General features: G+C 63.5%; 9 protein-coding genes and 4 tRNA genes. All 13 read right to left on the bottom strand.

Translation table 11 applies throughout. The features are described from left to right. Positions 1 to 260: 260 nt before the first annotated feature. Positions 261 to 4502, bottom strand: coding sequence for a DNA-directed RNA polymerase subunit beta' (rpoC, locus tag EBB59_RS10440; protein WP_122102096.1), 4242 nt, complete (start codon positions 4500 to 4502; stop codon positions 261 to 263). A gap of 151 nt (positions 4503 to 4653) precedes the next feature. After that, entirely contained in the window at positions 4654 to 8826 is a 4173-nt protein-coding gene (rpoB, locus tag EBB59_RS10435) for a DNA-directed RNA polymerase subunit beta (RefSeq protein ID WP_122102095.1), read from the bottom strand. A gap of 321 nt (positions 8827 to 9147) precedes the next feature. Further along, a complete protein-coding gene (rplL, locus tag EBB59_RS10430) occupies positions 9148 to 9519 on the bottom strand; it encodes a 50S ribosomal protein L7/L12 (RefSeq protein ID WP_122102094.1) in 372 nt (123 codons plus the stop codon). 47 nt (positions 9520 to 9566) lie between these two features. Then, positions 9567 to 10094, bottom strand: a complete 528-nt coding sequence (gene rplJ / locus EBB59_RS10425; protein ID WP_122102093.1) for a 50S ribosomal protein L10 — start codon at positions 10092 to 10094, stop codon at positions 9567 to 9569. A gap of 412 nt (positions 10095 to 10506) precedes the next feature. Then, positions 10507 to 11208 (bottom strand): 50S ribosomal protein L1, encoded by a 702-nt coding sequence (rplA, locus tag EBB59_RS10420; protein ID WP_122102092.1) that lies wholly within the window; start codon positions 11206 to 11208, stop codon positions 10507 to 10509. A gap of 4 nt (positions 11209 to 11212) precedes the next feature. Next, entirely contained in the window at positions 11213 to 11641 is a 429-nt protein-coding gene (gene rplK / locus EBB59_RS10415; RefSeq protein ID WP_122102091.1) for a 50S ribosomal protein L11, read from the bottom strand. A gap of 107 nt (positions 11642 to 11748) precedes the next feature. Then, positions 11749 to 12327: a transcription termination/antitermination protein NusG gene (gene nusG / locus EBB59_RS10410; protein ID WP_122102090.1), complete on the bottom strand. Its 579-nt coding sequence runs from the start codon at positions 12325 to 12327 to the stop codon at positions 11749 to 11751. A gap of 29 nt (positions 12328 to 12356) precedes the next feature. Beyond that, on the bottom strand, positions 12357 to 12737 hold the full coding sequence (gene secE, locus EBB59_RS10405) for a preprotein translocase subunit SecE (protein WP_122102089.1): 381 nt from the start codon (positions 12735 to 12737) through the stop codon (positions 12357 to 12359). A gap of 70 nt (positions 12738 to 12807) precedes the next feature. Further along, a tRNA-Trp gene (locus EBB59_RS10400) sits at positions 12808 to 12883 on the bottom strand. A gap of 100 nt (positions 12884 to 12983) precedes the next feature. Beyond that, positions 12984 to 14174 carry an elongation factor Tu gene (gene tuf / locus EBB59_RS10395; protein WP_122102088.1) on the bottom strand — a complete coding sequence of 397 codons (1191 nt, stop codon included), beginning with the start codon at positions 14172 to 14174 and terminating at the stop codon, positions 12984 to 12986. A 39-nt stretch (positions 14175 to 14213) separates the two neighbouring features. Next, positions 14214 to 14289 (bottom strand) — tRNA-Thr (locus EBB59_RS10390). A 27-nt stretch (positions 14290 to 14316) separates the two neighbouring features. Beyond that, positions 14317 to 14390 (bottom strand) — tRNA-Gly (locus EBB59_RS10385). A gap of 27 nt (positions 14391 to 14417) precedes the next feature. Then, positions 14418 to 14503: transfer RNA gene (locus EBB59_RS10380), tRNA-Tyr, on the bottom strand. Positions 14504 to 14562 lie beyond the last annotated feature (59 nt).

The following is a 14562-nucleotide window of genomic DNA, read 5'->3' as shown; positions in this document are numbered from 1 at the left end:
CGGAGACAAAAAAGTATAGCTTGCGTTCGACATTTCCGTCAACGCAAGCTGCTGTTTGCGTGCGGGCCCGCGCATCACGCGACCTCCGCACAACCCCGCGCTTCCTTGTGCCGAAGACGAAGGGCGTCCTGTCCTTCATTTCGGGTAATGGGCGGCCCCGAAGGGCCGCCGACAACTTGGCGATTGTAAAGCGACTGCCGTGTCTGCGCAATCGCTTTGCCGCCATCGGCGCCACCGGCAAGCCGACGGCGCCGTTCGGGTCAGGCTCCGGTGTTGTCTGCGCCTTCCTCGATCATCACCATTTCCACCGGCATCGGCGTTGCGACGGCCGGCTCGACGGTTTCGCCGGTCAGCACTTCCATATCGGCGGCGGTCAGGCCGGCGGCGTTGCGACGGCGCTGGGCGTGGTAGGCCAAGCCGGTGCCGGCCGGGATCAAACGACCGACGATCACGTTTTCCTTCAAGCCGCGCAGGCTGTCGCGGGTACCGCGCACGGCGGCTTCGGTCAGCACGCGGGTGGTCTCCTGGAACGAGGCCGCGGAGATGAAGGACTCGGTCGCCAGCGATGCCTTGGTGATACCCAACAGCACCGGCTGATATTTCGCCGGCAGTTCGTTACGGGTATCGGCCTTGGCATTGGCCTCGATCACGCGCTGGCGCTCGGCCTGCTCGCCGACCAGGTAGCGGGTATCGCCGGCATCGACGATCTCGACCTTGCGCAGCATCTGGCGAACGATCACTTCGATGTGCTTGTCGTTGATCTTCACGCCTTGGAGGCGGTAGACGTCCTGAATTTCCTTGGTGAGATAGGCCGCCAGTTCTTCCACGCCTTTCAGGCGCAGGATGTCCTGCGGGTTCGGCTCGCCATCCACCACGGTCTCGCCCTTCTCGACGTGCTCGCCTTCGAACACGATGACCTGGCGGTACTTCGGAATCAGTTCCTCGTGGTCGACGCCATCCACGCCCTTGATGATCAGCCGCTGCTTGCCCTTGGTGTCCTTGCCGAAGCTGACCACGCCGGAAATCTCGGCGAGGATCGCCGGGTCCTTCGGCTTGCGCGCTTCGAAGAGGTCCGCCACGCGCGGCAGACCACCGGTGATGTCGCGGGTCTTCGAGGCTTCCTGCGGAATCTTCGCCACCACGTCGCCCACGCCCACGGCGGCGCCGTCCTGCAAGTTGACGATCGAGCGCGGCGGCAGGAGATACTGCGCCGGCAAGTCGGTGCCGGGGATGTTCAGATCCTTGCCGTTCTTGTCGACGATGCGCACCAGTGGGCGCAAGTCCTTGCCCTGCGAGCCGCGACGCTTGGGATCGGTGATCTCGCGCGAAGCCAGGCCGGTGAGATCGTCGGTCTTCTCGATCACGGTGACGCCATCGACGAAATCGTAGAAGCGCACGAAACCGGCCACTTCGGACACGATCGGGTGGTTGTGCGGGTCCCAGTTGGCGATGGCCTGGCCCGCCTTGATCGCCGCGCCATCGGGCACGGTGATGGTCGCGCCGTAGGGCACCTTGTAACGCTCGCGCTCGCGGCCGTGGTCGTCCAGCACCGAGAGTTCGCCGGAACGCGACACGGCAACCACGCCGCCGCTTTCGTGCGCCACGGTCTTCATGTTGTTGAACTTGACCGAGCCGGTGGTCTTCACCGTCACGTTGTCGATGGCCGCCGCACGCGAAGCCGCGCCACCGATGTGGAAGGTACGCATGGTGAGCTGGGTGCCCGGCTCGCCGATCGACTGGGCGGCGACCACGCCGACCGCCTCGCCCATGTTGACCAGGTGGCCACGGCCCAGATCGCGGCCGTAGCATTGCGCACAGACACCGAACGGGGCATCGCAGGTGATGGTCGAACGCACCTTGACCGACTGCACGCCGGCGTCTTCAAGCTTCTGCACCCAGGCTTCGTCAAGCAGGGTGTTACGAGTGACGATGGGTTCGTCGTCGTTGCCCGGCAGGAATACGTCCTCGGCCACCACGCGACCCAATACGCGCTCGCGCAGCGGCTCGACCACGTCGCCGCCTTCGACGATCGGGATCATGGTCAGGCCGTTCACGGTGCCGCAATCGCTTCCGGTGATCACCACGTCCTGCGCCACGTCCACCAGACGGCGGGTCAGGTAGCCCGAGTTCGCCGTCTTGAGCGCGGTATCGGCCAAGCCTTTACGCGCGCCGTGGGTCGAGATGAAGTACTGGAGAACGTTCAGACCTTCGCGGAAGTTCGCGGTGATCGGGGTCTCGATGATCGAGCCGTCCGGCTTGGCCATCAGGCCGCGCATGCCGGCCAGCTGGCGGATCTGCGCCTGCGAGCCACGCGCGCCGGAGTCGGCCATGATGTAGATCGAGTTCATCGACTTCTGGTCGATGGTCTCGCCCCGGGCGTTCTCCACCTTGTCGGTGCCGATGGTGTCCATCATCGCCTTGGCCACGCGCTCGTTGGTGCGCGACCAGATATCGACCACCTTGTTGTAGCGTTCGCCGCCAGTGACCAGACCCGACTGGTACTGCTGCTGGATTTCCAGCACCTCGGCTTCGGCTTCCTCCAAGATGCCGGCCTTTTCCGCCGGGATGATCATGTCGTCGATGCCGATCGACACACCCGCGCGGGTGGCGTAGGAGAAGCCGGTGTACATCAGTTGGTCGGCGAACACCACGGTGTCCTTCAAGCCCAGCTCGCGATAGCAGGTGTTGATGAGACGGCTGATCGCCTTCTTGTTCAACTCGGTGTTGACCAGCGAATACGCCAGGCCCTTCGGCAGGATGTCGGCCAGGAGCGCACGGCCCACGGTGGTTTCGACCACCGAAGTCCGCGGCACACGTCCGCCTTCATCGTCCAGCACGTACTCGGTGATGCGTACCTTGACCTTGGCGTGCAATTCAGCCACGCGGTTGTCGTAGGCGCGCTTGACCTCGGCCACGTTGGCGAAGGCCATGCCCTCGCCCGCCTTGTTCTCCAGCGCGCGGGTCATGTAGTACAGGCCCAGCACCACGTCCTGCGAGGGCACGATGATCGGCTCGCCGTTGGCCGGCGACAGGATGTTGTTGGTGGACATCATCAGCGCGCGCGCTTCCAGCTGGGCTTCCAGCGAGAGCGGCACGTGCACGGCCATCTGGTCGCCGTCGAAGTCGGCGTTGAAGGCGGTACAGACCAGCGGGTGAAGCTGGATGGCCTTACCTTCGATCAGTACCGGCTCGAACGCCTGGATGCCGAGACGGTGCAACGTGGGCGCGCGGTTCAGCATCACCGGGTGTTCGCGGATGACCTCTTCCAGGATGTCCCAGACTTCCGCCTCTTCGCGCTCGACCAGCTTCTTGGCCGCCTTGATGGTGGTGGCCAGGCCGCGGCGTTGCAGCTTGGCGAAGATGAAGGGCTTGAACAGTTCCAACGCCATCTTCTTCGGTAGACCACACTGGTGCAGACGCAGGTACGGGCCGACCACGATCACCGAGCGGCCGGAATAATCCACGCGCTTGCCCAGCAGGTTCTGGCGGAAACGGCCCTGCTTGCCCTTGATCATGTCGGCCAGCGACTTCAGCGCGCGCTTGTTGGTGCCGGTGATGGCGCGGCCGCGGCGGCCGTTGTCCATCAGCGCATCGACCGATTCCTGCAACATGCGCTTTTCGTTGCGCACGATAATGTCCGGCGCGGCCAGTTCCAGCAGGCGGCGCAGGCGGTTGTTGCGGTTGATGACGCGGCGGTAGAGGTCGTTGAGGTCGGAGGTGGCGAAGCGGCCGCCATCCAGCGGCACCAGCGGACGCAGGTCCGGCGGCAGCACCGGCAGCACGGTCATGATCATCCACTCGGGGCGATTGCCGGATTCGAGGAAGGCTTCGACCAGCTTGATGCGCTTGGTGAGGCGCTTGAGCTTGGTCTCGGAACCGGTGGAGGCGATCTCCTCCTTCAGCTTGACCATCTCCGCTTGCAGGTCGATGTCGCGTAGCAGCTCGAACACCGCCTCGGCGCCCATCGCGGCCTCGAAGTCGTCGCCATGCTCGGCGCGGGCCTGCATGTACTGCTCTTCGTTGAGCAACTGGCCGGCTTCCAGCGGGGTCAGGCCCGGCTCGGTGACTACATAGGCTTCGAAGTAGAGGATGCGCTCGATGTCACGCAGCGTCATGTCGAGCATCAGGCCAATGCGGCTAGGCAGCGACTTCAGGAACCAGATGTGGGCGACCGGCGCGGCCAGATCGATGTGGCCCATGCGTTCGCGGCGAACTTTCGCCAGCGTCACCTCGGTACCGCACTTCTCGCAGACCACGCCGCGATGCTTCATGCGCTTGTACTTGCCGCACAGGCACTCGTAATCCTTGACCGGGCCGAAGATGGCCGAGCAGAACAGGCCGTCGCGTTCCGGCTTGAAGGTACGGTAGTTGATGGTTTCCGGCTTCTTGACTTCGCCGAAGGACCAGGAACGGATCATGTCCGGGCTGGCCAGTGCGATCTTGATCGCGTCGAAGTCCGGCACAGTGCGCTGCTGGTTGAACAGGTTGAGAAGGTCTTTCATTTTTGGGTCTCCGGGAGCTTGGTGAGCAATTGAGTCGAGCGGCTTCTTTCAGCTTCTCGGGACGCGGGATGCGGGATGCGGGACACGAAGATCAAAAGCGGTTGCTTTTGCCTTCCGAGTCCCGAGTCCCGAGTCCCGAGCCCCGGCTCCATCAATGCTCTTCCAGCTCCATGTTGATGCCGAGCGAGCGGATTTCCTTGACCAGCACGTTGAAGGATTCCGGCATGCCCGCGACCATGTCGTAATCGCCATCCACGATGTTCTTGTACATCTGGTTGCGACCCTGCACGTCGTCGGACTTGACGGTGAGCATTTCCTGCAACGTATACGCCGCGCCATAGGCTTCCAGCGCCCAGACTTCCATTTCGCCGAAGCGCTGGCCGCCGAACTGCGCCTTGCCGCCCAGGGGCTGCTGAGTGACCAGCGAGTACGGGCCGGTGGAACGGGCGTGCATCTTGTCGTCCACCAGGTGGTTCAACTTCAGCATGTGCATGTAGCCGACCGTGGTCTTGCGGTCGAACGCTTCGCCGGTGCGACCGTCGTACAGCTGCGTCTGACCGCTAGTCGGCAGGTCGGCCAGTTCCAGCATCGTCTTGATTTCGGTTTCCGCCGCGCCGTCGAACACCGGGGTCGCCATCGGCACGCCGTCGGTCAGGTTCCGGGCCAGTCGCAACAGTTCCTCGTCGCCGAACTGCGACAGATCGACGCGCACTTCGCCCAGCTTCTTGGCATCGTGGTTGTAGATCTGGTCGAGGAACTTGCGCAGCTCGGCCACCTTGGCCCGCTCATCCAGCATCTTCTGGATCTTGCGGCCCAACCCCTTCGCCGCCCAGCCGAGATGGACTTCGAGAATCTGGCCGATGTTCATGCGCGAGGGCACGCCCAGCGGATTCAGTACGATGTCGACGGTCTGGCCATCGGCCAGGTACGGCATGTCCTCAACCGGCACGATGTTGGACACCACGCCCTTGTTGCCGTGGCGGCCGGCCATCTTGTCACCAGGCTGAATCCGGCGCTTCACCGCCAGGAAGACCTTGACCATCTTCAGCACGCCCGGGGCGAGGTCGTCGCCCTGATTGATCTTGGCGCGCTTGTCCTCGAAGCGGCGCTCGAACTCCTTCTCGTGCAGGGCGATCTGCTTCTGCGCGCGGTCGATGGCTTCCGCCGCGTCCTCGTCCTTCATGTTGAAGTGGAACCAGTCACGCGGACGGGCCTGGTCGAGCACCAGCGAGGTCACGGTTTCGCCCTTCTTCAGGCCACCGCCGCCGTTCGCGGTCTTGCCGAGCAACTGCGCGCGCAGGCGGGCGAAGATCGCGGCCTCCAGAATCATGCGCTGGTCGTCGAAATCCTTCTTGACCCGGCGCACTTCCTCTTCCTGGATCTTGATCGCGCGCTTATCCTTCTCCACGCCGTCGCGGGTGAAGACCTGCACGTCGATGACCACGCCATCCATGCCCGGCGGCACCCGCAGCGAGCTGTCCTTCACGTCGGACGCCTTCTCGCCGAAGATCGCGCGCAGCAGTTTTTCTTCCGGCGTGAGCTGGGCTTCGCCCTTCGGCGTGACCTTGCCGACCAGGATGTCGCCGGCGCGCACCTCGGCGCCGATGTAGACCACGCCGGATTCGTCCAGGCGGTTCAGCGCATGCTCGGACACGTTGGGGATGTCGGCGGAAATTTCCTCCGATCCCAACTTGGTGTCGCGCGCCTGGACGGTCAGCTCTTCGATGTGGATCGTGGTGTAGCGATCCTCTTCCACCACGCGCTCGGAGAGCAGGATGGAGTCCTCGAAGTTGTAGCCGTTCCACGGCATGAACGCGACCAGCATGTTCTGGCCCAGGGCCAGTTCGCCGATGTCGGTCGAGGGGCCGTCGGCCAACACGTCGCCACGCTCGACCACGTCGCCCACGTTCACCAGCGGGCGCTGGTTGATGCAGGTGTTCTGATTGGAGCGGGTGTACTTGACCAGATTGTAGATGTCGACGCCGGCATCGGTCTCGCCCTCGATCTCCGATTCGTTGGCCTTCACCACGATGCGGGCCGCGTCGATCTGCTCGATCACGCCGCCGCGACGGGCGTTGACGGTCACGCCGGAGTCGCGCGCCACCGCGCGCTCGATGCCGGTGCCGACCAGCGGCTTCTGCGCCCGCAGCGTCGGTACGGCCTGGCGCTGCATGTTGGCGCCCATCAATGCGCGGTTGGCGTCGTCGTGCTCGAGGAACGGCACCAGCGCCGCGGCCACCGACACGGTCTGCATCGGCGAGACATCCATGAAGTCCACCTCGCTCGGCGGACGCAACTGGGTATCGCCCTGGTAGCGGCAGTTGACGAACTCGGCGGTCAGCTTGCCCTTGGTGTCCTGCGCTGCATTGGCCTGGGCGATGACGTATTCGTTCTCCTCGATCGCCGAGAGGTATTCGATCTGGTCGGTGACTTTGCCATCCACCACCTTGCGGTACGGGGTTTCGAGGAAGCCGTAACTATTGGTGCGGGCGAACACGGCCAGCGAATTGATCAGGCCGATGTTCGGGCCTTCCGGCGTTTCGATGGTGCAGACGCGGCCGTAGTGGGTCGGGTGCACGTCGCGCACTTCGAAGCCGGCGCGCTCGCGGGTCAGGCCACCCGGGCCCAGCGCGGAGACGCGGCGCTTGTGCGTCACCTCCGACAGCGGGTTGTTCTGATCCATGAACTGCGAGAGCTGCGAGGAACCGAAGAACTCCTTCATCGCCGCCGCGACCGGCTTTGCATTGATGAGATCCTGCGGCGTCAGGCCATCGGCCTCGGCCATGGTCAGGCGCTCGCGCACCGCGCGCTCGACACGCACCAGGCCGACGCGGAAGGTGTTCTCGGCCATCTCGCCGACCGAACGCACGCGACGGTTGCCGAGGTGATCGATGTCGTCCACCACGCCGCGACCGTTACGGATCTCGGTCAGCACGCGGATCACGTCGAGGATGTCGGAACCTTCGCCATTGGCTTCGACCAGACGCTTGGATTCGTCATCGGCACGCGAGGCCAGATACTTGTGGTCGTACAGCACCGGGGCGCCGGTGACTTCCTTGCGGCCCAGGCGGCGGTTGAACTTCATCCGGCCAACACTGGACAGGTCGTAGCGCTCGAAGGTGAAGAACAGGTTGTGGAACAGGTTCTGCGCGGCGTCCTTGGTCGGCGGCTCGCCGGGACGCATCATGCGATAGATCTCGACCAGTGCCTCCAACTGGCTGCGGGTGCTGTCCACGCGCAACGTGTTGGAGAGGTACGGGCCGCGATCGAGATCATTCACCCACAAGGTGCCGACAGCGGCGATGCCCGCCTTGCGCAGCTTGCCGAGCAGTTCCTCGGTGATCTCGTCATTGGCGGACGCCAGCAACTCGCCGGTGGCCGGATCGATCACGTCATGCGAGAGAATCCGGCCAACGATGTAACCGTCCGGCACCGCCAGCGCGTCGATACCGGACTGCTCCAGTTGCTTGACGTGGCGCGCGGTAATGCGCTTGCCGGCCTCGACGATCACCTTGTCGCCATCGGCCAGGTCGAATTCGAGCGTTTCGCCGCGCAGGCGCTCCGGCACCAGTTCCAGCTGCACGCCTTCGGTGGGGTCGATATGGAAGGTGTTGATCTCGAAGAATTCGTTGAGCATCTCCTCGTTGGAATAGCCCAGCGCGCGCAGCAGTACCGAGACCGGCAGCTTACGGCGGCGGTCGATACGAGTGTAGAGCGCGTCCTTCGGGTCGAACTCGAAATCCAGCCAGGAGCCGCGGTACGGAATCATCCGGGCGCTGTAGAGCAGCTTGCCCGAGCTGTGGGTCTTGCCGCGATCGTGATCGAAGAACACGCCCGGCGAACGGTGCAGCTGCGAGACGATGACGCGCTCGGTGCCGTTGACGATGAAGGTGCCGTTATCGGTCATGAGCGGCACTTCGCCCATGTAGACCTCCTGCTCCTTGACGTACTTCACCGCCTTGTTCGAGGACTCGCGGTCGTAGATCACCAGGCGCACGGTGACGCGCAGCGGGGCGCCGTAGGAGAGACCGCGGTTACGGCATTCGCGCTCGTCGAACACCGGAGTGCCAAGGGTATAGCCGACGTATTCCAGCGCGGCGTAGCCGTTGTAGCTGGTGATCGGGAAGACCGACTTCAACGCGGCGTGCAGACCTTTGTCCTCGCGCGCGTTCATGGCCTTCTCGGCCTGTAGGAACTCTCGGTAGGAATCGACCTGGATCGCGAGCAGGAAGGGGACTTCGAGAATCGACTTGCGCTTACCGAAATTCTTGCGGACGCGCTTCTTCTCGGTAAAGGAATATTCGGTGCTGGGCACGCTGGCCATGGGAGCTAACCTCGTGTGTCAGGGGCGGATGGGTCCGCCGGATGACCGGAACCCGTCCGGTGGGACGGAAATCGACAATGGGAAGTCGCTGGTATTGCCGGCACCAGCACGCCCTCTCCCGCTACTTCCGATTGTCGACTCGGTATGTTCAGGAACCAGAAATCAGAGACCGGGGGGTGGGGAATATCGCGAAAACCGCTCGCTTTTCCCTGGCCCTGGTCGCCAACCTTTGGCCCCTGCCTTCAAACGCCAAAGGCCGGGGACGTTTTCGCGCCCCCAGCCCTTGGATGTCGCCGATGTTTCGCGGCGACCAAACCGCACTTACTTCAACTCGACCTGGGCGCCAGCGGCTTCCAGATCCTTCTTCATCTTCTCGGCGTCTTCCTTCGAAGCGCCTTCCTTCACGGTCTGCGGAGCGCCTTCGACCAAGTCCTTGGCTTCCTTCAGGCCCAGGCCGGTGATGGCGCGAACGGCCTTGATGACCTCGACCTTCTTGTCGCCGGCTGCCTTCAGGATGACGTTGAACTCGGTCTGCTCCTCGACCGGACCGGCGGCCACAGGGCCGGCGGCCACGGCGACCGGAGCGGCGGCGGAAACGCCGAACTTCTCTTCGATGGCCTTGATCAGCTCCATCACTTCCATCAGGTTCTTTTCGGCGATCGCGTCGACGATCTGTTCGTTGGTAAGAGACATGGGATTACCTCTGTAGTTTCAAATGGGTTGGATGTGAACCGAAGCGGTCAAGCCGAGGCGGCTTCTTCCGCCGGCTGGTCGGCATCGCCACCTTCCTTGTCGGCCACCGCCTTGACGGCACGGGCGAACATGGAAGCCGGCTCGGCCAGCGCGCGGGCCAGCATGGCCAACGCCTGTTCCAGGGTCGGCAGCGAGGCCAGCACTTCGACGTGACTGGCGGGGTACTGTTCCCCCCCCACCACGACCACCTTCGGTTGCAGTTTGTCGTTGGACTTGGCGAATTCCTTGATCAGGCGACCGGCTGCGCCGGGCTCCTCGGTCGAGAACGCGTACAGCAGCGGGCCAACCAGCGATTCTTTCGCCACGTCGAACTCGGTGCCTTCCACGGCGCGCACGGCCAGGGTGTTCTTGACGACTTTCAAGTACACGCCGGTCTCGCGGGCCTTCTTGCGCATCGCGGTCATTTGCTCGACCGTGGTGCCAGCGTACTCGGCTGCGATCAGGGAGTGCGCCTTGCCGGCAATTTCAGCCACTTCGGCAACGACGTCTTTCTTTTGGGACAGATTCAGAGCCATAAGCACTCCTGTTGGGATTTCCGCCAGCCGCTCCAGCGGCGGACGGGACTTGGCGATGCCTTCCGTGACATCGGGGACGACGTGCATCCCTTGGTGCGCTTCTGAACCGGGACAACCCGTGAAAACTTCCAGAAGGGCGACCATCTGCGCAGGACGCTCCCGCGAGCCGATTAAGCAGCCCCGCTTTCATCGACGGCGATTCCGTGCCGTGCCGAGCTTCCATGCCCGTCGCCGATGTGCGCCGACCGCTCCTGCGGTCTTTGATGGCTCCGCGGCGGCTTGCGCCGCCGCGACGCCTTCAAAAGGGTGATGGCGATACCACCGCCATCCTGCCGACCCATCCTGAGACGGGCCGTTGAAACCGTGGCCGACGAACCGGACTTTCAACAAGCCCGGCCGCCGACCGCGTGGATCACTTCATCAATGCCAGCGAGGACTGATCGACGAGCACGCCCGGACCCATGGTCGAGCTAACCGAGACCTTCTGCAGGTAAGTTCCCTTGGCGGTTGCCGGCTTGGCCTTGATCAGGTCGCCGAGCAGCGCGGTCAGGTTTTCCTTCAGCTTGTCACTGTCGAAATCAGCCTTGCCGATGGTGCAGTGGATGATACCGGCCTTGTCGGTGCGATAGCGCACCTGACCGCCCTTGGCATTCTTGACCGCCTCGCCCGGGTTCGGGGACACGGTACCGACCTTGGGGTTCGGCATCAGGCCACGCGGGCCAAGCAGGGTGCCGAGCTTGCCGACCACGCGCATCGCATCCGGGGTGGCGATGACGACGTCATAGTTGAGGTCGCCGGCCTGCATCTTCTCGGCCAGGTCATCCATGCCCACGGCATCGGCGCCGGCAGCCAGCGCTTCCTCGGCCTTGGCGCCGGCCGGCACGAACACCGCCACGCGCACGCTCTTGCCGGTACCGGCCGGCAGCACGGTGGAGCCGCGCACCTGCTGGTCGGACTTGCGCGCGTCAACGCCCAGACGCACCGCGACGTCCACGGCCTCGACGAATTTGGTTTTGCTGTTGTCCTTGACGATCTTCAGGGCTTCGTCAATCGGGTAGGCCTTGCCCGGCTCCACGGCCGCGCTGATCGCCTTCTGTCGTTTGGTCAGTGCCATGTTCTTACTCCTCCACCGTCAGACCCATCGAACGGGCGGAACCCGCGATGGTGCGCACAGCCGCGTCCAGATCGGCGGCGGTCAGATCGGGTTCCTTCGCCTTGGCGATTTCTTCCAGCTGGGCGCGCGTCACCTTGCCCACCTTCTCGGTGTTGGGACGCTTGGAACCGGACTGGATGCCCACGGCCTTCTTCAACAGGATGGTCGCCGGCGGCGTCTTGGTGATGAAGGTGAAAGTGCGGTCGGAATAAGCGGTGATGACGGTCGGAATCGGCAGGCCCGGCTCCAACTTGGCGGTCGCCGCGTTGAATGCCTTGCAGAATTCCATGATGTTAAGACCGCGCTGACCGAGCGCGGGGCCCACCGGCGGTGAGGGATTGGCCTGGCCGGCCTTCACCTGTAGCTTGATGTAGCCAATGACTTTCTTTGCCACGTTGGTTTCTCCTGGAGTTCGAACGTCTGCACGCGTCGCCGCTGCGGGACTTCTCCGTTGCTTGAATCAGGAAGCCCGCGCCGCGAGGCCCGGGCTTCCGCCTTGGATCAGGCTTTTTCGACCTGACCGAATTCCAGCTCCACCGGCGTGGAGCGGCCGAAAATGAGCACGGCCACACGGACACGGCTCTTCTCGTAATTGACTTCTTCGACGACGCCATTGAAGTCGTTGAACGGGCCATCGGTGACGCGCACCATTTCTCCTGGCTCGAACAGCACCTTCGGGCGCGGCTTCTCGACACCATCCTGCACGCGTTGCAGGATGGTATCGGCCTCGCGATCGCTGATAGGCAACGGCTTGTCCGCGGTACCGCCGATGAAACCCATCACCCGCGGGGTTTCCTTGATCAGATGCCAGGATTCGTTGTCGATCCGCGGAATGCCGTTGTCGTCCTGAGTGGCGATCTGCACCAGCACGTAGCCGGGAAAGAACTTGCGCTCGGACCGGCGCTTCTGGCCGGAACGCATTTCCACCACTTCCTCGGTCGGCACGATCACGTCGCCGAAGCGTTCCTGCATGTCCATCCGCACGATACGATCGCGCAGCGCCTGCGCCACCGATTTCTCGAAGCCGGAATAAGCATGCACCACGTACCATCGCTTGTTGTCGGTCGATGCCACTTCCATCTTCATTCCTTAAGTCTTCGCGGTCCGTCTCAGCCCCAGAGGAGCTTGGTGAACTGGGAGATCACCAGGTCGAAGCCGCCCAGCAGTAGGCTGACCACCACCACCACGGCCATCACCACCCAGGTGGTACGCATGGTCTCTTGGCGGGTCGGCCAGAAGACCTTGCGGAGTTCAAACCGGGTTTCGGAGAAGAACTCACGCAACTGCGGCCCCTTGGTGGAGGTCATGAACACGACCGCCCCCAGCAACAAGCCGGCGATGACCGCCGTCGCGCGCTGCCAGGTCGGCCACTCGCCTTGGAACCAGTAGAACGCGAATACCCCGACCGCCACCAGCAGGCCGGCGATGACGAACTTGGCGATGTCGGCACCGGAAGCGCCTTGCTTGTCGTGGACGACCTTGCTGTTCACTGGCCGGGGATTCCTCGATTGGCCGCGGTGCGCACAAGACGCTGACCGCTCGCATCCCGATCGGGACGGGTGGCACGCCAGGAGGGACTCGAACCCCCAACCTGCGGTTTTGGAGACCGCTGCTCTGCCAATTGAGCTACTGGCGTACGGATTTGGATATTGCTTCAAAATGGCAACGGCGGCCGAGGCCGCCCTTGCCGTTTCAGGCTGTGCTCCGGGCGCCATGAGCACCCGGAGCGGCAAGCATTACTTCAATATTTTGGCGACCACGCCCGCGCCGACGGTACGACCGCCTTCGCGAATCGCGAAACGAAGCCCTTCGTCCATCGCCACCGGGTTGATCAGGCTCACCTTCATCTTCACGTTGTCACCCGGCATCACCATCTCCGTGCCCTCGGGCAACTCCACCGCACCCGTAATGTCCGTCGTGCGGAAGTAAAACTGCGGACGGTAACCCTTGAAGAACGGCGTGTGACGACCACCCTCGTCCTTCGACAGCACATACACCTCCGCCTCGAAGTCCGTGTGCGGCGTGATCGAACCCGGCTTGCACAGCACCTGCCCGCGCTCCACTTCGTCACGCTTCGTGCCGCGAAGCAGCAGACCCGCGTTGTCGCCCGCCTGCCCCTGATCCAGCATCTTCCGGAACATCTCCACGCCCGTCACCGTCGTCTTCGCGGTCGGACGGATGCCGACGATTTCGATCTCGTCGCCCACCTTGATGATCCCGCGCTCGATACGTCCCGTCACCACCGTGCCGCGGCCCGAAATCGAAAACACGTCTTCCACCGGCATCAAGAACGGCTTGTCCACGTCACGCTCCGGCTCCGGAATGTAGGTGTCCAGTGCGTCCACCAGCTTCAGAATCGCAGGCACGCCAATCTCCGACTGGTCGCCTTCCAGCGCCAGACGCGCCGAACCGTGAATGATCGGAGTGTCGTCGCCCGGAAAGTCGTACTTCGACAGCAGCTCGCGCACTTCCATCTCGACCAGTTCCAGCAGCTCGGCGTCGTCCACCATGTCCGCCTTGTTCAGGAACACCACGATGTGCGGCACGCCCACCTGACGCGACAGCAGAATGTGCTCGCGCGTCTGCGGCATCGGGCCGTCGGCCGCCGAGCACACCAGAATCGCGCCGTCCATCTGCGCCGCGCCGGTGATCATGTTCTTCACATAGTCGGCGTGGCCCGGGCAGTCCACATGGGCGTAGTGACGGGTCGGGCTTTCGTATTCCACGTGCGCCGTCGAAATCGTGATCCCGCGCGCCTTCTCTTCTGGTGCCGCGTCGATCGACGAGTAGTCCTTGAACTCACCACCAAAACGTTCCGCGCCCACTTTCGTCAGCGCCGCCGTCAGCGTCGTCTTGCCGTGGTCAACGTGTCCAATCGTGCCCACGTTCACGTGGGGCTTCTTGCGCTCGAACTTTTCCTTTGCCATGTCTCTACTCGGGTCTGGATTGCGGTGGTGAAACCAAAATGGTGCTCACGAATGGAATCGAACCATCGACCTCTTCCTTACCAAGGAAGTGCTCTACCGACTGAGCTACGTGAGCGAATTTTCCGCTGGGGAGCGGTCCCAATGGAGCGGGAGACGGGAATCGAACCCGCACCATCAGCTTGGAAGGCTGAGGTTCTACCATTGAACTACTCCCGCACCGGGAAGCTGGTCCAGCCGCGAAGGTGGTGGAGGGAGGTGGATTCGAACCACCGAAGGCGTAAGCCAGCAGATTTACAGTCTGCCCCCGTTGGCCGCTTGGGTATCCCTCCGCCGAAAACCGCCAGCGGTGAAACAGCCCGTTATTCTGGCGAGGGTTCCCGCCGCTGTC

Source organism: Solilutibacter pythonis (genome assembly GCF_003697345.1).
GTDB lineage: Bacteria > Pseudomonadota > Gammaproteobacteria > Xanthomonadales > Xanthomonadaceae > Solilutibacter > Solilutibacter pythonis.
This window is presented reverse-complemented; position numbering and strand designations above follow the sequence as displayed.

Bases quoted from the DNA above. Each gene is read 5' to 3' on its own strand.
- rpoC (WP_122102096.1), bottom strand. From the start codon at position 4,502: ATGAAAGACCTTCTCAACCTGTTCAACCAGCAGCGCACTGTGCCGGAC.
- rpoB (WP_122102095.1), bottom strand. From the start codon at position 8,826: ATGGCCAGCGTGCCCAGCACCGAATATTCCTTTACCGAGAAGAAGCGC.
- rplL (WP_122102094.1), bottom strand. From the start codon at position 9,519: ATGTCTCTTACCAACGAACAGATCGTCGACGCGATCGCCGAAAAGAAC.
- rplJ (WP_122102093.1), bottom strand. From the start codon at position 10,094: ATGGCTCTGAATCTGTCCCAAAAGAAAGACGTCGTTGCCGAAGTGGCT.
- rplA (WP_122102092.1), bottom strand. From the start codon at position 11,208: ATGGCACTGACCAAACGACAGAAGGCGATCAGCGCGGCCGTGGAGCCG.
- nusG (WP_122102090.1), bottom strand. From the start codon at position 12,327: ATGGAAGTGGCATCGACCGACAACAAGCGATGGTACGTGGTGCATGCT.
- tuf (WP_122102088.1), bottom strand. From the start codon at position 14,174: ATGGCAAAGGAAAAGTTCGAGCGCAAGAAGCCCCACGTGAACGTGGGC.